Genomic DNA, 20327 nt, shown 5'->3' with positions numbered 1-20327 from the left:
CGACGCATGCCGCGCTGCGCGGCTCGTCTTGCGCGGCCCGGCGACGCACGCGTGCTCCTCCGCGTCGAGCGCCCTCGACGCGCGTGCGGAAAGCGGCTAGTCGCAGACTCATGACCGGGGGTCGTGGGGACTCGAACCATCCGCCCGACACGCCGGGCGATACGCCGCCGTCCTGCGCGCAAGCCGGCGCCTACGGCGACGCGCATCGCCCCGGCGAGGACGCCGAGCACGAGGTCCCCGCCCCGGATTCGCTCGACCGACGCTCGTCCGAGCGCCTCGACGTCACCTGGCTCGTGGACTGCGAGGCCGACGACACGTTCCTCTACGCGTCCATCACCAACATCTCGGAGATGGGCATCTTCGTCCGCACGACGCAGCCTCTCTCGATCGGCACGCGGCTCACGCTCCGCTTCTCGCCGCCGGGGGCCGACGGCTCGTACGTGCTCGAGGGGACGGTGCAGTGGATCAACGAGGTGCGCCCCCTCCACGACAACCCGAACCCGGGCATGGGGATCCGCTTCGCCGATCTCACGCCGGACGATCGCGAGCGCATCGTCGGCACGATCAGGACGATCGCCTACATCCGCGATGCGCCGGTGAGATCGAATTGACGCTGGCGCCACCGCGGCGCGCGCGGTGAGGTCGAGGCGCGGCGCCGGGGACGGCCGAAGCGCGGGCCGCGCCGGCGCCCGCAATCCGTCAGCGGGACGTCGCGGCGTCGGCGGGCGCCGCCTGCGAGGGGCCCGCTGTACCTTGCTCCGCGGCGTCGCGCGGCGGCGCCGCGGGCATCGCCGCCTTGGGCGCAGCGCGCCGCGCGGCAGCGGCGGGGGCGGCGGCCGCCGGCGCCGAGTTCTGCGCCTGCGCGCCGGCGGCGTTCGCCTCGAGGTTCGCGAGCTGCTGCTCGGCGCGGTCGCCGTAGCCCTTCGCGGAGCGCAGCGCGAGCAGCAGCTCGCGCGCCTTCGCTGTGTCCCCGGAGGCCTGGTAGCACCGGGCCGCCTCCCACATCGCGGCATGCGCGGACGGCGTGCCCGGGTACTGCGCACCGACCTCGTCGAGCTTGCCGACGGCGGCCGCGCAGCCCGACTTGCGTTGCAGCGCTTGCGCCTCGTGCAACGCGGCGCTCGCGCCGTCGTCCGGGGACGCGGACGCACGCGCGCTCTTCTCCTTCGCCGCCTCCGCCCTGGGCGCCTCGTTCGCCTTGGCTTCGGCCGAGCGCCGGCCGTCGCCTTCCTCGATCGCGACGGCCGTCGGGGTAGGCGCGGCGGCGCGGGGCGCCTCGTGCTGATCCGACGACGCGGGCTGGCCCCACTCGGTGACCCGCACCGGCGCCACGCCCGTCTTCGGCCGCAGCAGCAGCAGGCTCGATCCGATGACGAGCACGAACAGCGCCGCCATCGCCAGCTGCGGCCGCATCGCGTGGCTGCCGGCCCAGGCCAGCGCGCGGAGCGCCTTGCGCCGGAACGGCGTCTTCTTCTGCGCGACCTCGACGGCGTCGAGGATCCGCGCCTCGAGCTCCTCGCTCGGCTCCTCGAACGGCAAGGCGCCGACGTCGCGGGCCGCGCGCAGCCCCGCGAACGCCGACGCGCACCGGGCGCAGCCGTCCATGTGCCGCTTCATGGCCGCATACGTCAGCTCGTCGAGCTCGTCGTAGAGCGCGTCCATCACGTGCTGGTCGAACTTCTCGCAGTCCATAGACAGCTCTTCCGGAGCGCTAGCGCAGCGCCCTCGCGTAATCCTCGTACTCCGAGAGGGCCTCCTGGAGCCGCTCCAGGGCGTAGCGCATCCGGCTCTTCACCGTGTTCTCGGGCACCCCCACGATGTGGGCGATGTCCTTGAAGGGCACGTGCCCGATCTCCCGGAGCAGGAAGACCTCCCGCTGCTCGTGCGGGAGACCCTCGACCGCGCGGACGATGCGCTGCCCCATCTCGGTCCCGATCGCGACCCGGTCCACCGCGGCCTGGGGCGCCGGGTCCGCGGTCCGCTCGCCGAGCGTCGGGCCGTCGCCGCCCTCCCCGGAGCCCTGGTCGAGCGACGGGTGGCGCCGGAGCGACATCTTGCGCAGGTGATCGATGCAGACGTTGCGCGCGATGGCGAACGCCCAGGTGGTGAACCTGGCCTCGTGCTTGAAGTCGGAGGCGCTCTGCACGATCTTCACGAACACATCCTGCACCAGATCCTCGGCGATCGCAGGCCCGCGGACCTGTCGCAGGATGAAGTTGTAGATGGACGTTTTGTGCCGCCGGACGAGCCCGGCGAACGCCGCGCGGTCGCCGCCCTGGAAGCGCATCATCAGGGCTTCGTCCGTGACCTCCTCTCGAGAAATCGGGACCATCCTAGCTCCCGGAGCGGCCGAGCCTCTGCGGCGCTCCTTGGGCGGCCCGGGCGGCGGGGTGTTCGCGGCGGCGGCCGCGGCGTCGGATCGGACGCGCGGCGCGGCTCGAAGATCTGAGGAGCACTCCTTCCCCTGACACAAGCGCACCTTAGCGGATCCGCCCCCGAGCGAGCGAGCCCCCTTCGCCCGCCACGCCCGCGGCCGGGGAAGGGCAGGGGGACGGGCGTGCGCCGACCTCTACGCGCGCCGCCGGTGGCGGGAGCTGGTCGCGGTCGCGTGACGTTCTCGGGGCAGCGCCCTGCGGACCGGCCGAGGACGCGGTCCGCGCCCGCCGCGGGAGGGCCCTCACACGATTTCGGCTCCGCCGTGCTGTGCTGTCTTCGCGCCGTGAGCGACGGGAGCCTGCGCCGGAGGAGGAGGCAGGTGTCCAGGTCGTTGCGCTCGGAAGCCCGCCGCCACTAGACTCCCCGGCACCGGGCGTGAGGTCGCCCCCCTCTGCCGACGAGGGTTCAACCACGAGGTTACCTTTCGATGCGACTTATCAGGATGCTGGCAGTGGGGGTGGGAGCCTCGTTCTTGATGTCGATGCCCGCCTTCGCGCAGGCCCCGGGCGGCGCGACGGGCAAGGCCGCTGCTCCCGCCGCCTCTGTGGCGCCGGCGGCCTCCACAGCGCCGGCTGTCCCCGCAGCGCCCGCGCCTGTCAACGGAGCGCAAGCGGCTCCTGCGCCTGCTTCCGCGACGGTCGCGCCGGCTGCGGGGGCGGCGGCGCCTGCCGCGACGGTCGCCCCCGCTGCGGGCGCGACGGCGGGGCCTGCTGCTCCGACGAGCGCCCCGGCTGCGGGCGCGGCCGCCGCTCCGGCGATGGATGGTCCGACCTATGCGGTGCGGCTGCGCGATCTGGAGCAACGCATCGACGAGCTCAAGGAGCAGATCCGCCGCAGCCACACGCGGCTCTCGCTCCTCAGCGACACGATCCTCTCCGGCGGCGGCGCCGGCTCGCGCGCCTCGATCCGGTTCAACAACGAGCTGTCGTCCGCGTTCCGCGTCACGCGCGTGCTGATCGTCCTGGATGGCGCCGTCCAGTACAACAAGACCGATCAGTCGGGCGCCCTTGCCGAGCAGGCCGAGATCCCGATCTTCAACGGCTCCGTTCCTCCGGGCGATCACACGCTCCAGGTGCTCGTGAACCTGCAGGGCAACGGCTACGGGGTGTTCTCCTACCTCCGGGGCTACCGCTTCGAGGTGCGCTCCAGCCATTCCTTCACGGCGGTCGAAGGCAAGACCATCAACCTTCAGGCGGTCGCGTTCGAGAAGGGCGGCGTCACGACCCCGCTCGAAGAGCGGCCAGCCGTCCGATTCGTCGAGAAGATCGTGAGCGGCCTCTCGGATGCTCCCGGGCAGCCGTCCGCCGCCGCGGGTGGGAAGTAGGCTCGAGCTCGTTAGGACAAGCCACCATGACCTGGGACACCGGATCGCGGGTACTCCCTGCCTTGCTTGGCGTGCTCGCGCTCGGCGCGGCGACGACCGCTGCCCCCGCCGAAGCGTGGGCCCTGGACGCTGAGCGCGCCTACACGAGCGCCTCTCAGCAGATCGGCAGCGTCACCTCCGGGCTGGGCGCCATCCAGGCGGCGATCCACAAGTCCCGCGGCGAGCAGCGCACGCCGGCCCAGCGCATCGCGGATGCCCAGCTCCTGATGGGCTCCAGGGATTACGAGCGGGCGGCGAACGTGCTGAACCAGGTGGTCGAGAAGTACCCCGACCATCCGACGGCGTTCCCGGACGCGCTCACGCTGCTCGGGGAGACGTACTTCCGCTCGAAGCAGTACCTCTCGGCCCGCCGGGTCTTCCACCGGATCGTCGCGAGCGGCGGCGAGCCGCGCTTCGCCACCTACCAGGCGAAGGCGCTCGGCCGGCTCGTGGACATCTGCCTCCGGATCAAGGACTACGACGCGCTCGACGCCGTCTTCGCGTCGATGAACAGCGTCCCGGCCTCCACGGCGGGGAGCGCCCTCGCGTACGCGCGCGGCAAGGGCCTCTACGTGAGGAAGGACTTCGGCGGCGCGAAGGCCGCGCTCGGCGCGGTCGACCCGCAGAGCGAGTACTTCCACCAGGCGAGGTACCTGCTCGGCCTGATCGCGGTGAAGGAGGCGACGCCCCCGCCCGAGCCGCTCAAGGAGGGCGAGGCGCCCCCGGCGGTGCCCAAGACCCGCTACGTCGCCGCGATCGATCTGTTCCAGAAGGTGACGCAGCTGCCGGCCGACACCTCGGAGCACCAGCGCGTCATCGACCTCGCGTGGCTCGCGATCGGGCGGCTCTTCTACGAGGCCGACCAGTGGTCCCAGGCCGTGCAGGCCTACGGCCACATCGACCGCGTCTCGCCCGAGTTCGGGACGATGCTCTACGAGCTCGCGTGGGTGTATGTCCGCCTGGGCGACGTGGATCGCGCCCAGCGATCGCTCGAGATCCTCGCGATCGCCGAGCCGGACAGCCAGAACATCGCGGACGGCTCGCTGCTCCGCGGCGACCTGATGCTGCGCGCGGGCCGCTTCGAGAAGGCGCTGAAGGTGTACGAGGGGGTCCGCGCCACCTACGACCCGATGCGCGCGCGCGTGGACGCCTTCCTCGGCTCGACGAGCGATCCCGCGGTCTACTACGACAAGCTGAGCCAGGAGCAGCTCGAGGCGCTCGACACGACCACCTCGCTCCCGCCGCTTTCGGTGCAGTGGGCGCGCGAGGCCGAGGACGGCCCGGCCGCGTTCGCGGTGATCGACGACATCAACCACTGCCGCGAGCTGATCAAGCAGTCGAACGAGCTCATCGAGAAGCTGAACGCCGTTCTCAGCTCGCCCAACCGGGTGCGCGCGTTCCCGGAGCTCAAGGCCGGCGAGGAGAAGGCGCTCGCGCTGCTCAACCGGGTCGCGCTGGCGCGCCTCGCGCTCGGCCAGGGCATGGATGACGTGGAGGACGACTCGCTCTCGGGCGAGATCGGCGGCGCGCGCGCGAGGCGTAGGGCGCTGGAGAAGCGCCTCGCGCGGGTGCCCGTCACGGACGCCGACTTCCAGGATCGCGAGGCGCAGGCGCTCAAGCAGTGGAACACCCAGTCGCAGCGCCTGCAGCAGCTCACGCTGCAGATGGACTCGCTGCAGGCGACGGTCAACGGCCTCAGGCGGCTTCTCCGCGATGGCCCGCACGCCGGGGTCGTCCGGGATCCCGCGAGCATCGCCCGGTTCGAGATCGAGCTCGCCCAGAACGAGCGCGACCTCGCGCTCTACCGCCAGCAGGCCGACGTGCTCCGCAAGCAGGTCAGCGCGGGCCGGGTCCAGGTCGGCTTCGGCGATCAGCGCTTCATCGAGGACGCGCAGGTGCGCAAGGCCCACCGCGACGCGTTGACGCGCGAGGTGGAGCTGGCCGCGGCGGGCGCCGGCGGTCCGGAGCTCGCGGCGTACGCGCAGCGCATCACGCCGGTGCTCCGCGCCGGCGACGCGGCGGACGCGAGGGTCGAGGCGGCGCTCCGCGACATCGAGGGGGAGGTCGCCCAGAAATCCTCGGGGCTCCGGCAGATCGTCGGCCGGGAGACGGCGAACGTCGTTCACTACTCGGTGCAGCTCGATGGGCTCGACCGGGAGGCGCGCCTCGTCGTCGGCGAGGTCGCGATGCGAAATTTCGGCCTCGTCCGCGACCGGCTGAAGAACATCATCCTGCGCGCCGACGTCGGCATCACCGAGGAGGCGTGGGAGGTCCGCGAGGAGCAGATGACGCGCGTTCGCAGCCTGCAGGTCGAGCGCGCCCGTGAGGATCGGGTCCTCAAGGAGGAGCTCAACGAGGTCCTCGACGACAGCGGCGATCCGGAGGACGAGAAGTGAGCAACGAGCGTGGTGGCGCGAGCGCGCCGCAGATCTCTGGCGCGCCGCGAAGAGGGGCAGGGGCGCAGATCCTCGGACCGGCGGTCGCGCGCGCGCCGCTCGGCGCTGTGCGAACGGGGCGCCGTCGCCCGCGCGGCGCGCTCGGGTTTGCCAGCCTTGCCCTGGTGCTGGCGGTCGCGCCGCTCGCGCTCTCTCAGCCGGGCGGCCAGCCAGCGCCGGCGGCGTCTGCCGTTCCCGCGGCTGCGCCGACCACGCCTGCGCCTGGTGGCGCCACGGCTGCGCCGACCGCGGCTGCGCCTGGCGCCACGGCGCCGGCTGCGCCAGCGGTGCAACCCTTCGCGCCGCCGATGTCGGTCGGGCGCAAGCAGGCGCCGCCGCCTCCTCCTCCGACGCCGGCCCAGCTGGCGGCGCTCGCCGCGCTCGAGAAGGAGGCGGCCGCCTACGAGAAGGCGGCGCGCGACTACCGGAGCGCCATCACCCGCATCGTGCAGCACCACTACGAGGACAGGCGCCGCCGCATCCTCTCGTCGCTCGACCGCGAGATCGAGATCGAGAGGAAGGGGCTCCGCGACGCCCGGGAAGAGGCGATCCGCCGGCTCGAGGTGTTCGTCGAGCGCTACAGCGGCCCCAACGCCCACCCCGAGAACACGCCCGACGCGATGTTCCGCCTGGCCGCGCTCTACGAGGAGCGCGCGCGCACCGACACCGACGCGAGCGAGGATCTCAGCGTCGCGCTGCTCCCGGCCATCGCGCTCTACAAGCGCGTCATCCGGGAGTTCCCCCAGTACCGTGAGCTCGCCGGGATCTACTACTACCTCGGCCATGCGCTGAACGATTCGGTCCGGTTCCCCGAGGCGCAGCAGGTGTGGCGCTCGCTCGTGTGCCACACCAAGTATCCCTATCCGGTCGCGCTCGACCCGAAGGATCCGACGCGCGACACCGTCGGCAAGCTCCCGCAGGACCACGACAACGATTACTGGACCGGCTGGGAGGCGCGCCACCCGACGCCCATCGGGTCCACGCCAGGCGGCCGGGCGCTCCAGGCCACGCGCAAGGGCACGCGGGGGCGGGCGCCCGTCACCGAGGACGAGACGGCGTACGTCGATCCGTATCCGGACGATTGCCAGCCGATCCCGCAGAAGACGGCGCTCGGCGCGGAGCCCCGCTACATCGCCGAGGTCTGGTGGCAGATCGGCGACTACCACTTCAACGAGATTGACCGCGCCGGCGGCCCGTTCAACTACAACAGGGCGGAGTCGGCGTACCGGCAGTCCATCAAGTACAAGAAGCCCCCTGTCCACGGCGTCGCGATGTACAAGCTCGCCTGGACGTACTTCAAGCAGCAGCGTTACGAGACCTCGGTACGCCAGTTCATCGAGCTGCTCCGCTACACCGACGAACAGGAGAAGCTGACGGGCGATCCTGGCGCGGATTTCCGCGCGGAGGCGTACACCTACATCGCCGGCTCGCTCACGTACCTCGACTTCGTCGGCCCCGGACCGGACGAGCCCTACGTCCCGCGGAACGACGTCCTCGACGTCGAGACCGACCCGCGCATGGCCGAGCAGAAGATGCGGATCGCCATCGAGCGCGTCCAGGATCCCAAGCTGATCCCGCAGGATCAGAAGTGGACGGTCGAGATCTACAAGGCGCTCGCGCTGGAGTTCAAGGAGCTCAATCAGTATCGGAACACGATCGAGGTGAGCGAGATCCTCCTCAAGAAGTGGCCGATGCACCGCGACGCGCCCGTGATCCAGAACCAGATCGCGGACATCTACGACACGCTCACCTCGCAGTCGCGCGAGGGGACGGCCGAGCGGGCGATGAACTCGGCGAAGGCGCTCGAGGCGCGCACCAAGCTCGCCCAGTACGTCGGGACGACCCCGTGGGTCGAGGCGAACAAGGACGATCCCGAGGCGATCCAGACCGCCGAGCGGCTCGTGCGCGGCGGGCTGCGCCGTGCTGCCGCCGATCACACCAACGCCGGAAGCGCGCTCGTGCAGCAGGCGCTGACCGTCGGCGACAAGGAGACGCGCGATCCGATCTTCGAGCGGGCGCTCGGCGAGTACCGCCTCGCCGCGCAGGGCTGGGCCGGCTACCTGGCCCAGGACGAGAACGCCCCGGACGCGTACGAGAGCCGGTACTGGCTCGCCGACGCGCACCACATGGTCGTGGTCATCACGGTGGCGATGGATCGCTCGCCCGCGACGCACGAGATCGAGCAGGCGAGGAGCTCGGCGGTCGGCGTGCGGGACTCCAACGAGGACGACAAGTACCTGCAGCCCGCGGCGTACATGGTCGTCGACACCGCCCACCAGGCGCTCCTGGATCGACACAAGCTCTTCCAGCGAACGAGCGGCGCCGAGGGCATCGAGCCGCGCGAGAAGGTCAAGATCGTCGGCGAGGGCGACCAGCAGCGCGTCGTCGCCGAGCCGCTGCCCCCCCAGGTCCAGGCGGCCGTCGCCGCGCGGGACGAGTACATCCAGCGGGTCCCTCCCGCGCTCGACGCCCCGAAGAACATCGACCTCTACGCGTTCCAGGCGGCCGACTACTACTTCCTCTACGGCCAGTTCGCCGAGGCGCGCAAGCGGATGGAGCCCATCTACGAAGCGCAGTGCGGCAAGACGGAGTTCGGTTACAAGGCGTGGGAGCGGCTCACGACGATGTCGAACCTCGAGAACAACGTCGAGCAGAGCCGCAAGCTCGCCGAGGCGGCGCTCACGCGGAGCTGCGCCGTCAGCGAGGAGCAGAAGCTGAAGGAGGGCGACATCGCCCGGCCGACGATCTCTCGCGGCTATTACATCGACGCCGCCCGGGCCTTCGAGAAGGCCGAGAAGATGCCGGACGGCCCCGCGCGCGTCGCCGCCTGGCGCGAGGCCGCGGCGCTCTACAAGGTCGCGCTCGAGAAGGCGCCGGCCCGCGACGAGGCGCCGGAGGCCGCCATGAACGGCGCTTACTGCTACAAGCAGGTGGGCGACTACGACCAGGCCATCGCGATGTACTCCCTGTTCATCAAGGAGTACGGCAGCGAGGAGAACCTGTCGAAGCTCGAGAAGGGCGATCCGGGCGCGAACCCTCCGAAGAACCCCGATCCGAAGCGCTACGGCGAGCGGGTGAAGTACCTGAAGCAGGCCTACGACGCGCTCTCCGCCGCGTACGTCCTCTTCTTCAACTACCGCAGCGCGGCCGAGACCTACGACACCATCGCTCGCAACGGCCGGTTCGAGCAGGCGGCGCGCCGGGACGCCGCCAGGAACTCGGTGCTGCTCTACGCGAACATCGGGGAGCGCGACAAGATGACCGCCTCGCGCGCCACCTTCATGAGCCTGAACCCGCCCCCCGAGCAGAAGGCCGACATCGATTTCCTCGTCGCCTCGGCGGACCTGAAGGCCTGGGACGAGCGCGGGGCCGACGAGGGCCCGAACCGCGCCGCCCGGACCAAGGCCACGCAGTCGATGGAGGCCTATTACGCGGCCAACAAGAACAACCCGGCCGCGAGCGGGTATGTCGTCCAGGCGGCGTACCATGCATCCAAGATGCGCGCCGCCGGCGGCGATCCGAAGGCGCGGGATTGGTGCAAGAACACCATGACGGCGTTCACGTCCTTCCGGAACTCGGCGACCGGCGACAAGGTGAAGGCCCTCGGCTCGGTGCAGGCCGACATGGCGGCGGAGTGCGCCTACAAGGCCATCGACGATCGCATCAAGGCCGAGTTCGACTACGACACCGGCCATCACCGCTACGAGGGGGTCATCGATCAGGTGAAGCGGGCCTTCGAGGCGGATATCGCCAAGGCCAACGACAGGTACTGGAAGGAGCTCCAGGAGGTCATCACCGCCTACGAGTCGCGCCCGTGGTCGGTGGCCGCGCGCGCGCGTCAGGGCTCGCTCTACGATTCCTGCCGCACCGGCCTCTACAACGCCCGCCCGCCGGGGTTGAGGCTGTACACGGACAAGGAAGAGAAGCTGCTCAAGCTCGCCGAGACGAGCGATCGCGAAGATCTCCAGGAGACGGCCGACGCGCTCCGGCAGAACCGGCGCGAGCAGTGGCGCGCGGCGCGCGAGCGGCTTCTCAACGATGCCGACAAGGCGATGGTCAAGTTCTACGTCGAGTCCGTCGTCTGGGCGAAGGCGTGGAAGGTCCGGAATCCAGCGGTCGACCTCGCGATCCAGCGGCTCGCGTTCTTCACGGACATCCTCGGCGACGCCAAGCTCCGCGAGTGGAGCCAGGGGGTCATCGATCCCGAGACGAAGCGCCCGTTCGAGTACAAGGATGGCCTCTTCCTCCGGACGCGGCCCGGCATGACTCCGCCGCTCGCGCCCGACGGCCTCCCCCTGCCCCTGCCGGTCGTCCCATGATGCGCCGCCTCCCTGTCACCCTCTTCGCCAGCCTGCTCGCGGTCATGTCGCCGTTCGCCCTCGCGTCCTGCGGCGAGGAGGCGACGCCGCCGCCCAAGGTGCCCACGGTTCCAGCGGGGCCCGCCGCGACCGCGCCCGCCCAGGCGCCGTACGGCATGAACGACATGCCGAGCTCGGCGCGCCCCTACGATCTGCCCGCCCAGACGGCTGCGCCGATGAACCCCCGGGCGGCGGCGTTCTACCAAAGCGGCCTGCAGGCGTTCGCGACCGGCGATCTCGCCAACGCGAGGGCCCAGTTCGGGCAGGCGACGCAGGCCGATCCGCGCGCGCACCAGGCCTTCTATTCGCTCGGCGTGGTGCAGGAGCGGCTCCGCGACGCGGGCGCCGGCGCGAGCTACCGCCAGGCCTTCACGCTCGTGCCGGACTACGAGCCCGCCATCATCGCGTACGCGATGCTCCTCGCCAGGAAGAGCCAGCTCGGCGAGGCCGAGCGGCTCCTGACCGAGAAGCGCGGCCAGATGCCGAAGTCGGCGGCCGTCGCGGCGACGCTCGCGGAGGTCAAGTCGCTCCAGCGGGATACCGGCTCTGCCCAGCGGATCGCGCAGGAGGCGCTGAAGATCAACCCCGACTACCGGCCGGCGATGGTGATCATCGCCCGCGATCACTACAGGAACCGGCGCCTCGATCTCGCGCTGTACGCGCTCCAGGCGATCCTGGACGGGTTCGAGCCGGTCAGCGAGAACCCGCCGCGCGACAGGGACAACGCCGAGGCGCTGCTGCTCCGCGGCCTGATTTACCGGGAGCAGGGGCAGCGCGCCGCGGCGATCGAGGAGTTCCGCAAGGCGGTGACGCGCCGCCCCGATCTCGTCGAGGCGCGGGTGCAGCTCGCGACCTACCTGCTCGAGGCGGGCAACGCCCAGGAGGCGCTGCCGCTCCTGGAGGGCGCCGTCCGCTTCGATTCCGAGCACGTCGCCGCGCACCTCAACCTCGGGGACGCGTACCGCCTGCTCGAGCGCTACGCCGACGCGAAGCGCGAGTTCGACTGGGTGCTCGCCCGCGACCCGAACCTGGCTCAGGTCCACTACGACCTCGGCCTGCTCTACCTGTTCGCCCCCGCCGTCCCCGGCATGACGCCGAAGCAGCAGGTGGCGGAGGCGATCAAATCGCTGACGAGGTTCCAGGAGCTGCGCAACAAGGGCCAGCGCGACGACTCGGAGGAGCTCCTGAACCGCGCCAAGCTCAAGGAAGGGGAGCTGAACGCGGCTGCTGCCGCGGCTCAGCCCGCGGCTCCTCCTCCTGCCGCCGCGCCGGATGGAGGCGTCGCGGACGCCGCGACCGACACGTGAGGGAGACCATGAGCATGTACAAGGCACTTGCGCTGGGTTCGGTCCTGCTCGCGATCCTCGGCCACGGCGCGCCGGCGAGCGCGCAGGAGAAGGGCAAGCAGCGCGGGGTCATCACGCTCGCGGAGGTGACGATCACGGGCCGCATCCAGAAGCCCATCGCGGCCGTCGACGTCAGCCGGATCCAGCCGAAGCTCACGCTCGCCGAGCTGCGTCAGCCGTTCCTGGACCGCATCGAGCAGGCGATCTTCAAGGAGCCGTTCTAGGCGGCCGGTGTGTCCGCCGTCGCCGTGCTCTTGAGCGCGCTGTCGATCGCGTCGAGCGCCGCCTGCGCCGCGATCTCGTGGAAGCACCCCGCGCAGGTCGCGCGTGCGACCGGCGGCGACCTGATGTCGCTCGCGCGCTCGCTCCGCGCGTTGCCCGGCGAGGCGCGGCTGGCGGAGCTCGCGAGGCGGTCGCCGCCGGAGAGCTGGGAGCGCCGCCTCGCGCTCGAGGTCATGGCCGCCGCTGACCCGCGCGCGAAGATCGTGGCGGCGAACGAGCTCCTCGCCGAGATCGAGCAGCGGCTCGACGCCGGCGCGGGGTGGCCGCGCGCGGCGGCGCGCCTGTCGGCGCTCACGGCGCTGTTCCTCGCCACGCTCTCGTACCTCGCGCAGGCCGGACCCTCGGTCATCGCGCTCGTCCTGGGCGCGGGGGGCGCCGGCGCGATCGCGTCCGCGGCCGCTGGGCGGGCCGGCCGCGCCGCTGCCGCGCGAGGGCGCGAGGCGATCGACGCGCTCGTGCGGGTCGCCCTGGAACCACTCGATAGCGCCGATAACGTCGATGACGTCGGGGGCCCCGGGCGCCCTTCCGGATCGCCTCGACGCTCTCGCCGGGCGCCTCGGTGAGCGCGGCGCGCTCTCCTGGACCGCCCCGAGCTGTCCGTGTACCCTCGCAAATTATGGTGCCCTCCGCTGCGCGGCGCGTCGCTCGCGGATCCGGGCCCGGGGCCTGCCGGGCCCCGGAGCGCGGCTCCGTAAGCGGCGCGCGATCGGGATCGGCGCCCGCTTCGTCCCCCCTCTCCCGGAGCCCTTTGGAATGACCCAGCAGCACCCGCACCCCACCCCGTCGCGCCCCGGGCAGCCCGGGCAGATGACCGCGGTCATGCGGGCGGTCGCACCGGTGACCGGCCCGAAGGTCCTCAGGATCGGCCTGGTTCAGGGGGGAAAGGTGATCGAGGAGCGCGTCATCAAGCAGCGCACCCACGTCACCGTCGGCCCCAGCGAAAAGAGCATGTTCGTCATCCCGAGCAAGAGCATCCCGCCGAATTTTCGGGTGTTCGAGCTCGTGGGGGGCGAGTACTTCCTCAATTTCCTGGACGGGATGACCGGTCGGGTCGCCTTCAAGGGCGGCGTCTCCGAGCTCTCCGCGCTCAAGTCGTCGGCCAAGCGCGTGGCGGTCGGCAATGTCCAGGCCTACCAGGTCCAGCTCAGCGAGGAGGCGCGCGGCAAGCTCGTCGTGGGGGAGACGACGTTCCTCTTCCAGTTCGTCGCGCCGCCACCGGTACAGCCCAAGCCGCAGCTGCCCGTCTCGGTGCGGTCGGGGATCGCGAACGACATCGACTGGACGACCACGATCATCGCCGCGTTCTCGTTCCTGTTCCACTTCGGCGCCGTGGGGTCGATCTACTCCGACTGGATGGACCCGGTGGTCGACGATGAGATCGACGTCGCGCAGCTGCTCGAGTCCGTGAAGCAGCTGCCCCCGCCGCCGGTGGAGCAGCCGAAGGAGGACGTCGAGGCGCCGGCCGCGACGGCGGCGCCTGCTGCCGAAGCGCCCAAGGCCGCTGGCGGTGGGAACAAGGGGGCGGCGGCTGCCAGCCCGGGGAAGGGCTCTGGCGGGATGAACGACGCCCGCGCGTCGGCGCTCACCAACGAGCTCGCGCAGCTCGACATGCAGATGCTGGGCGCGCTCAACTCGAGCGGGAACGCGACCGCCAGCGTCCTGAGCTCGGGCGACGTGCCCACCGGCTTGCTCGAAAACGCGGCCGCGTCAGGGGCCGGCGTCGGCAAGGGCGGTGTGGCGGGATTGAACATGGGCGGCGCCGGGGGTGGCACCGTGCGACCTGGCGCGGCCGGCGGTGGTGGCCTCGCCACGATTGGCAACACCGGGACCAGCGGCCCTGCGACGGCCGGCTCGGCACAGACGGTCAAGGGGCCGGTGGGCAACGCCCAGGTCGGCGGCGCCGCGGTCTCCGGCGGGAGCGTCTCGAACGCGCCCTCCGTCGTGGCCGGGATGACCGCCGGTTTCCGCCGTTGCTACAACAAAGGTCTTCAAGAGGACCCGAGCATGAAGGGGTCGGTCCGGATCACCGCGAAGATCGGCCCCAACGGCGAGGTGCTCTCGGCGACCCCATCCGGCGGCTCCGGCCTGTCCGGCACGGTGGTCTCGTGCGTCGTTGCGCGCGTCCAGAGCGCGCAGTTCGCGCCGCCTGAGGGCGGCGGCGCGACGGTTGTGATTCCTGTCACTTTCGTGAGCCAATAGCCTCCGATGCTTTCCGGGCCCGTGGACAAGACGCAATCCTCTCTCCTCGCTTGCACGTGAATGGCGTGCTGACGTCGCGCATCGAACGGGGAGAGCGCCGTACGGGGGCTCCCGACGGACGCGCGCTGCTGGCTGCTCGGCATGTTCATTGCGTTTTGACAATTACGTCTGCCCGCACCTATACTGCGCGGGTCTGACTTCCGGAGGCTTCGATGAAGCGTGAACAGATCCCTGGCTTCGCCGCAGTGGCGCTGATCTCGGTCGTGGTCGGCCACGGGATCGCCGCTGCGCAGGCGCAGACGGCGCCTCCGCCGGACGCCTCCGCCGGCCTCGCGCGGCAGGTGACGCTCTCGCCCGCAGAGCAGCTCGCGCAGAGCGAGACCTACCTCGCCCGGATGGACGGCGCCCGCATGTCGGTTCGTCGCCAGCTGGAGACGGCCCGGTCGCAGCGCGACGTCGTGAAGACGCTCTGTCTTGACGACAAGCTGAATCAGATCGATGTCGCCATCCGCTCCGCCCGCGAGCGGCGGCAGGGCCTGGAGCTCGCCGTGAATCGGCGTGACGTCGATCTCTCCAACCATGAGTTCACGATCCTGACGGTGCTGCGGCAGCGGACCGAGCAGCTGACGGCCGAGGCCAACCAGTGCATCGGACAGGAAGCGGGCTTTATCGGCGACAGCGCCGTGACGGCGACGATCGATCCGAACCTCCCCAAGGACGATCCTTCCGAGTATCCCGTCAGCCAGATCATCATCGAGCCGCCTGCGTGCAGTAGCTGTTTTCGGTAGGCGACCGCCTCTCTCGGATTGCCACTGCCCAATAGGCGATGAAACTTCGTGAAACCATAGCCGCTGCCGCAGTCACACTCACTCTGTCCCCGGCGTTGGCCCTGGCGCAGGATCAGCCGTGGCTCAAGGATCGGCGCTACACCGAGGGCATCGGGATACGCACCGGCGATCTCGAGCTGCATCCCGGAGTCGCTGCGGAGTTCGGCTATGACTCCAACTTCTTCCGCCGAGACGAAAACGATTATGCAGGCCTCGATGATCTCGGGCCTGTTGGCTCGTTGCGGCTCCGGATCACGCCGTCGTTTTCGCTCTCGACGCTGAGCCAGCAGCGCTACGAGGTGACGCCGGACGCGCCGCCGCCAGACGTCGAGTTTCGCGCCGGCATCGCCGCGACCTATGACGAGTTCTTCCCTGTATCCGGCAGCGAGGTCGGGCAGGATCGGCTGAGTGAGCAGCGGAACATCGGCGGCCTGCTCGACGCCAAGCTGACGATCCTGCCCCGGCGCCCCTGGTCCGGGATCCTCGATGCGTCGCTCGGCCGGACCATCGCCTCTTCGGATCTCGGGATTTCCAACCAGAGCTTTCGACGCGTCCACGCCGACGCGGGGGCGGAGCTCGTGTGGACGCCGGGCGGGGGGCTGCTCGACTGGCGGCTAGGTTATCGCTTCCTGGGCACGTTCTTCGAGGTCGACGAGTTCGACAGCTTGACGAACTTGCACCACACGATCCGGACGCGGGGACGCTGGCGCTTTTTGCCCCGCACCGCGCTCATCTACGACGCGTCGCTCGGGTTCGTGAGCTACCCGAACCCGGCTGCTCAGCTCTCCTCTCATCCCCTGCGCGCGCAGCTCGGTATCAATGGCCTCGTGACGTCGTCGTTCGGCCTCCTCGCGATGGCCGGCTGGGGCGCGAGCTTCTACACGTCAGACAGCCAGGCCGAGGTGCACGACTTCGACAGCGTCATCGGCCAGCTCGAGCTGAAGTGGTACCTGACGCCGAACCCGTCGGCCGATCCCGAGGCGGCCACGCTCGCGCTGTCGTCGCTGTCGGCCGGCTTCACGCGCGATTTCCACGACAGCTATCTCTCGACCTACTACGAGCGCGATCGCGGTTACCTCAAGCTCTCCTACTTCTTTGGCGGACGCTTTCTGCTGATCGCCGACGGCGGCGTGGCGGCCCATGTGTATCCCGCGATTCCGGGGAACGGGGCAAACTCCACATCTGCGGCTCCCTGGACAGACGTCCGCATCGACGCGTCTCTGTTCGGCGAGTACCGGATAGGGGACTCGCTGGGCATCAACTCGACGCTGCGTTACGGCAACAACATCAGCAGCACATCGCTGACGCCTGCCGGCGGGACGACGCCGAACTACCTCGGATGGCAGCAGTTCGAAGCCTACCTGGGCGTGCGCTGGTTCATGTGATGCGGCGTGCTGGTCGGTGGACCGCCGCCGTGCTCGCGCTGGCGCTCGCTGCGTGCTCATCGCGAACGCCCCAGCCAGCGAACCTGCCTGCGCCGGTGGAGGCGACGACCATCGGGGTCGGCGACGTGTTCGAGCTCCGCATCGTCGGAGAAGACAAGCTGCCCTCGACGTTCACCGTCGCGCCGGACGGCACCGTCGACGTCCCGTACGTGAAGCGGCTCAAGGTGTCGGGCCTCGAGCCTCAGGAAGTCGCGGAGCTCGTGCGCGCGAAGCTCATGGAAGGGCAGGTCCTCACTGATCCCAGCGTGAGCGTGAGCATCAAGGAGTACAACTCGAAGCGGGTCGAGGTGCTCGGCGAGGTGCAGAAGCCTGGGTCCCTGCCGCTCCAGCCCGGCATGACGCTGCTCCGCGCCATCTCGATGGCGGGAGGGTTCAACAGCATCGCGGATAAGGATCGGGTCACGATCCGCAGGAAGTCTCAGGGCAAGACGGTGTTCACCACCGTCTCGGTCGAGGACATCATCGACAACAAGATCCCCGATGTGCCGCTTCAGGCAGGGGACTCGATCCACATCGCCCAGCGCGTCTTCTGAGCGCGCAGGCGCCGTGCGCCACCTCTCGACCGAGGTGGCGCGGTCGCTCTCAGTTCTTCCGCGCGAGGCGGAACTGCTTCCTGCCTGTCGCCGCGTCGACGGTGGGAGGCTCGATGCGGAGCATCGTCAGCGAGACCTCGCGCACGCGGCCGTCGCGCTCCTGGCGGAGGCGGATCCGCTCGCCATCCGAGCTGATCACGGTGCACTCGCCGAAGTGAAAGTGGGTCACGCTGTCGCCCACTTCCGGATAGAGCTCGTCCTCCTGGCGAGGACGGGTCGGGCGCTGCGGTAGCGGCGCGGCGGCGAGCTCCGCGGAGCCCGTTGAGGCCGCGCGCGGCGGCTCGATGGCGGGCGCCGGAGGCGTCGCGCGCGGCGGCTCGATGGCGGGCGCCGGAGGCGTCGCGCGCGGCGGCTCGATGGCGGGCGCCGGGGGCGTCGCGCGCGGCAGCTCCGCGGCGTGCGCCGGAGGCGCCAGGCGGGGCGGTTCGCCCGCGAGCGCGGGGATGGCGGACGACTGGGTCCCGAGCTGCATCGCGCCCGTTCGATCGTCGAACACCCGCGCCAGGGGCAGATCGTCGAACGCCGTGACGCGGAGCTCGAGCCCGTAGACACGCGCCCACACGAGCTCGCCGGCGGCGAGCTGGAGGCCGACGCCCGACTCGCGGGCGAGCGTGGCCGACAGCCGAAGCGAGGTCTCTCCCTGCTGGAGCGCGATGTTCCCCGAAAGCGCCACCACGTCGCACGGGCCGTCGAGGACGCGCGTCTTCGCGTAGGTGCGGGAAGCTTGATCGAACAGCGCCACTTCGGCCTTCTCCAGCGAACCTACCCCCTCGATCCAGCCGGCGCGCGCCTCGGCCTCATCAAGCGCGCGCACCAGCGCTGCAGGGAGCTCCTCGCCCCGGTCGAGGCGGATGATCAAATGGCGGGCACGGCGTGCCTCGAGGACATTCATCGCTGTTTCTTCTCTCCGGTCGTCGAGGGGGCTGCGCCCGAAGCACCCGGGGCTCCTTCAGAGCGCCGAGCGCGGGTCGCCGTCACCTCGATCTGGGGCGCGCCAGGCGCGCGCTTGGCTGATGGGTCGCCAGCGGCGGCCGTGATCCGGTCCGCCGGCAAGCCCGCGGTTGCAAGGAACTCCTTGACGGCGCTCGCGCGCGCGCCCGCGAGCTCGAGGGCGCGCGTGGACTGATCGCCCTGACGATCGGCGTAGGCCTCCACGATGACGATGTCGAGGGGCATGCGCCCGCGCATGAGCTGGGCGATCATGCCGAGCTGCGCCGCGAGGGCCGGCGGCACGCGGGCGCTCGCCGCCGGGAAGCGGGCCAGGCCGTCGAGGACGACCTGATCGCCGGACCACCGCGGCAAGGACCTGCCGGCCGGCTCAGGGCAGCCGTCGGCGTCGTTCGTGCCGTCGATCGTCTCGGCGGTGACGGGGCATGCGTCGGCCGCGTCGGCCACGCCGTCCTCGTCGTTGTCGCGCTCGGGGCAGCCGTCGTCGTCCTGGAAGCCGTCGCGATCCTCGGCGTTGCCCGGGCACTGATCGCTGGCGTCAGGGACCTGGTCGATGTCGTTGTCGGGATCGGGGCATCCGTCGTCGTCCTTGAAGCCGTCCACGTCTTCCGCGCCCATGGGGCACGTGTCGCGCGCATCCAGGATCCCGTCGCCATCGTTGTCGGGATCGGGGCATCCGTCGCTGTCCTGGAAGCCGTCGCGGTCCTCGGCGTCGTTCCGGCAAGCGTCGGCGTCGTCCGGGACGCCGTCGCTGTCGTCGTCCGCATCCGGGCAGCCGTCGCCGTCCTGGAAGCCGTCGATCGTCTCGGGCTCGTCCCGGCACCTGTCGCGACCGTCGGGGATCCGATCGCCGTCGTTGTCGGGATCGGGGCATCCGTCGCCGTCCCGGAAGCCGTCGCGATCCTCCGCGACGGGCGGGCACTCGTCGTCGCGATCGAGGACGCCGTCGGCGTCTGCATCGCGCCCCGTCGGCGCATAGCGGAGCCCCAGGTTGAACCGGACGCGCGGCGCGGTGAGCGCGCCGCCGGAGGCGAACGGGATGGCGCCGCCGCCGCCCGCGGACAGCGAGACGTCGCCTGCGAGCAGCGGGGCGCTCGTGGCCGAGAGGATCCACTCCGCCGGCACCAGCGCCGGGGCTCCGGCGGGCTGCTCGGCGAGCGTGTACAGGGCGAACGCCTCCGCGGACGCCGTGAGCCAGCGGTCCGGGAGCACGTCGACCGAGGCGCCGAGGGCGCCGAGGAGCTGTGGGCCGACCTCGGTATCGATCAGCGTGCTCGAGCCACGGAGCCGGGCCCCGACCTCGGTCGCGAGCAGGAGCTTGCCGAGCCGGTACGCTGCGGCGACGCTCGGCGCGAGCGTCACGGTCCCGGCGCTGGCGAACACCGACCCGTCGCCTGTCGGCACGCCCAGATCGAGGCGCGCTGCCAGCGAGAAGCCATCGAGCGGACCACGCTGGGCCGGCGGCAAGATCGCGAACGCGGCGCCCAGGCGAGCGTCGCGCATCACGCTGCGCTGGAGCTCCGTGTCGGTGCCGAGGACGTCGGAGAAGCCTGCCCCGTCCTGGTACAGGGTGACGGGAGCGGCGACCGTGACCTCCAGGCGATCGGTGAGCCCGAACGACGCCAGGAACGTCGCGTCGACCATGTTGTCCAGCGCATGGATGACCGTCCCCTCGGGGTCGGGCGAGGCGGTGCGCAGGCCCACTGGCCGCGACAGGTAGCTCGCCACGAGGCCGAACGAGGCCTTCGCGCTCGGAGCCGTCCCTGTGCTCCCCACGGCGAAGAAAGGGCCGCCGCCTGCGTGCGGCCAGAGGTTGTCGGCATCGATACAGCCCGACAGCCCGCTGGCCGGCGCGCACTCGTCCGCGCGCACCGGCGCCGGAAGGAGGGTCGCCATGAAGACCCCGGACGCCACCAGCAGCGGGAGGCTCGATCGTGCAGGCTCCCTCCGGTTGGCGCGCATCGCGCCCGACCCTCTACTACTGCCGGGGGGAGAGTCAAAAGAGCAATCGACGCGTCGCGATCCGCTGGCGTCCGAGGCTCGGATTTGCGTCGGATTGCGTCGGATTGCGTCGTGCTCCGCGGTCGCGCTGGCG

15 protein-coding genes are annotated in these 20327 nt (G+C 70.9%); 11 read left to right on the top strand and 4 right to left on the bottom strand.

Features of this window, described 5'->3' with window-relative positions:
* Nucleotides 1-110 precede the first annotated feature (110 nt).
* Complete coding sequence (locus tag WME73_RS33055) at nt 111-611, top strand: PilZ domain-containing protein (protein WP_437740331.1); 501 nt, start codon at nt 111-113, stop codon at nt 609-611.
* A gap of 88 nt (nt 612-699) precedes the next feature.
* Here WME73_RS33055 and WME73_RS33050 read toward each other — a convergent pair whose 3' ends face one another.
* The gene (locus WME73_RS33050) at nt 700-1692 is read right to left on the bottom strand and encodes a zf-HC2 domain-containing protein (RefSeq protein ID WP_437912100.1); all 993 of its coding nucleotides are present in this window, start codon (nt 1690-1692) and stop codon (nt 700-702) included.
* A 19-nt stretch (nt 1693-1711) separates the two neighbouring features.
* Nucleotides 1712-2332 (bottom strand): RNA polymerase sigma factor, encoded by a 621-nt coding sequence (locus WME73_RS33045; protein WP_012238576.1) that lies wholly within the window; start codon nt 2330-2332, stop codon nt 1712-1714.
* 531 nt (nt 2333-2863) lie between these two features.
* Here WME73_RS33045 and WME73_RS33040 point away from each other — a divergent pair.
* From WME73_RS33040 to WME73_RS32995, 10 genes are all read left to right on the top strand, one after another.
* A complete protein-coding gene (locus tag WME73_RS33040; RefSeq protein ID WP_437740329.1) occupies nt 2864-3760 on the top strand; it encodes a hypothetical protein in 897 nt (298 codons plus the stop codon).
* Between the two features lie 26 nt (nt 3761-3786).
* A complete protein-coding gene (locus WME73_RS33035) occupies nt 3787-6195 on the top strand; it encodes a tetratricopeptide repeat protein (RefSeq protein ID WP_437912099.1) in 2409 nt (802 codons plus the stop codon).
* Nucleotides 6192-10553 carry a tetratricopeptide repeat protein gene (locus tag WME73_RS33030; protein WP_437912098.1) on the top strand — a complete coding sequence of 1454 codons (4362 nt, stop codon included), beginning with the start codon at nt 6192-6194 and terminating at the stop codon, nt 10551-10553. The genes WME73_RS33035 and WME73_RS33030 overlap by 4 nt, the downstream gene beginning before the upstream one ends.
* Entirely contained in the window at nt 10550-11899 is a 1350-nt protein-coding gene (locus tag WME73_RS33025) for a tetratricopeptide repeat protein (RefSeq protein ID WP_437740326.1), read from the top strand. Before WME73_RS33030 ends, WME73_RS33025 begins: the two co-directional genes overlap by 4 nt.
* A 14-nt stretch (nt 11900-11913) precedes the next feature.
* The gene (locus WME73_RS33020; RefSeq protein WP_012238571.1) at nt 11914-12162 is read left to right on the top strand and encodes a hypothetical protein; all 249 of its coding nucleotides are present in this window, start codon (nt 11914-11916) and stop codon (nt 12160-12162) included.
* A 9-nt stretch (nt 12163-12171) separates the two neighbouring features.
* Nucleotides 12172-12783, top strand: coding sequence for a hypothetical protein (locus WME73_RS33015; RefSeq protein WP_437740325.1), 612 nt, complete (start codon nt 12172-12174; stop codon nt 12781-12783).
* 190 nt (nt 12784-12973) lie between these two features.
* The gene (locus WME73_RS33010) at nt 12974-14419 is read left to right on the top strand and encodes an AgmX/PglI C-terminal domain-containing protein (protein WP_437912097.1); all 1446 of its coding nucleotides are present in this window, start codon (nt 12974-12976) and stop codon (nt 14417-14419) included.
* A 212-nt stretch (nt 14420-14631) separates the two neighbouring features.
* The gene (locus WME73_RS33005; RefSeq protein WP_437740323.1) at nt 14632-15207 is read left to right on the top strand and encodes a hypothetical protein; all 576 of its coding nucleotides are present in this window, start codon (nt 14632-14634) and stop codon (nt 15205-15207) included.
* A gap of 95 nt (nt 15208-15302) precedes the next feature.
* Nucleotides 15303-16631, top strand: a complete 1329-nt coding sequence (locus tag WME73_RS33000; RefSeq protein ID WP_437912096.1) for a hypothetical protein — start codon at nt 15303-15305, stop codon at nt 16629-16631.
* Complete coding sequence (locus WME73_RS32995; RefSeq protein WP_437851260.1) at nt 16631-17224, top strand: polysaccharide biosynthesis/export family protein; 594 nt, start codon at nt 16631-16633, stop codon at nt 17222-17224. Before WME73_RS33000 ends, WME73_RS32995 begins: the two co-directional genes overlap by 1 nt.
* Nucleotides 17225-17273: 49 nt before the next feature.
* On the opposite strand, the gene WME73_RS32990 is transcribed toward WME73_RS32995, so the two are convergent.
* Together WME73_RS32990 and WME73_RS32985 are read right to left on the bottom strand one after the other, a co-directional pair.
* Nucleotides 17274-18176, bottom strand: a complete 903-nt coding sequence (locus WME73_RS32990) for a PPC domain-containing DNA-binding protein (protein ID WP_437740320.1) — start codon at nt 18174-18176, stop codon at nt 17274-17276.
* On the bottom strand, nt 18173-20194 hold the full coding sequence (locus WME73_RS32985; RefSeq protein WP_437912095.1) for an OmpA family protein: 2022 nt from the start codon (nt 20192-20194) through the stop codon (nt 18173-18175). The genes WME73_RS32990 and WME73_RS32985 overlap by 4 nt, the downstream gene beginning before the upstream one ends.
* Between the last annotated feature and the right edge of the window lie 133 nt (nt 20195-20327).

Source organism: Sorangium sp. So ce302, assembly GCF_051530145.1.
Lineage (GTDB): Bacteria > Myxococcota_A > Polyangia > Polyangiales > Polyangiaceae > Sorangium > Sorangium cellulosum_B.
This window is presented reverse-complemented; position numbering and strand designations above follow the sequence as displayed.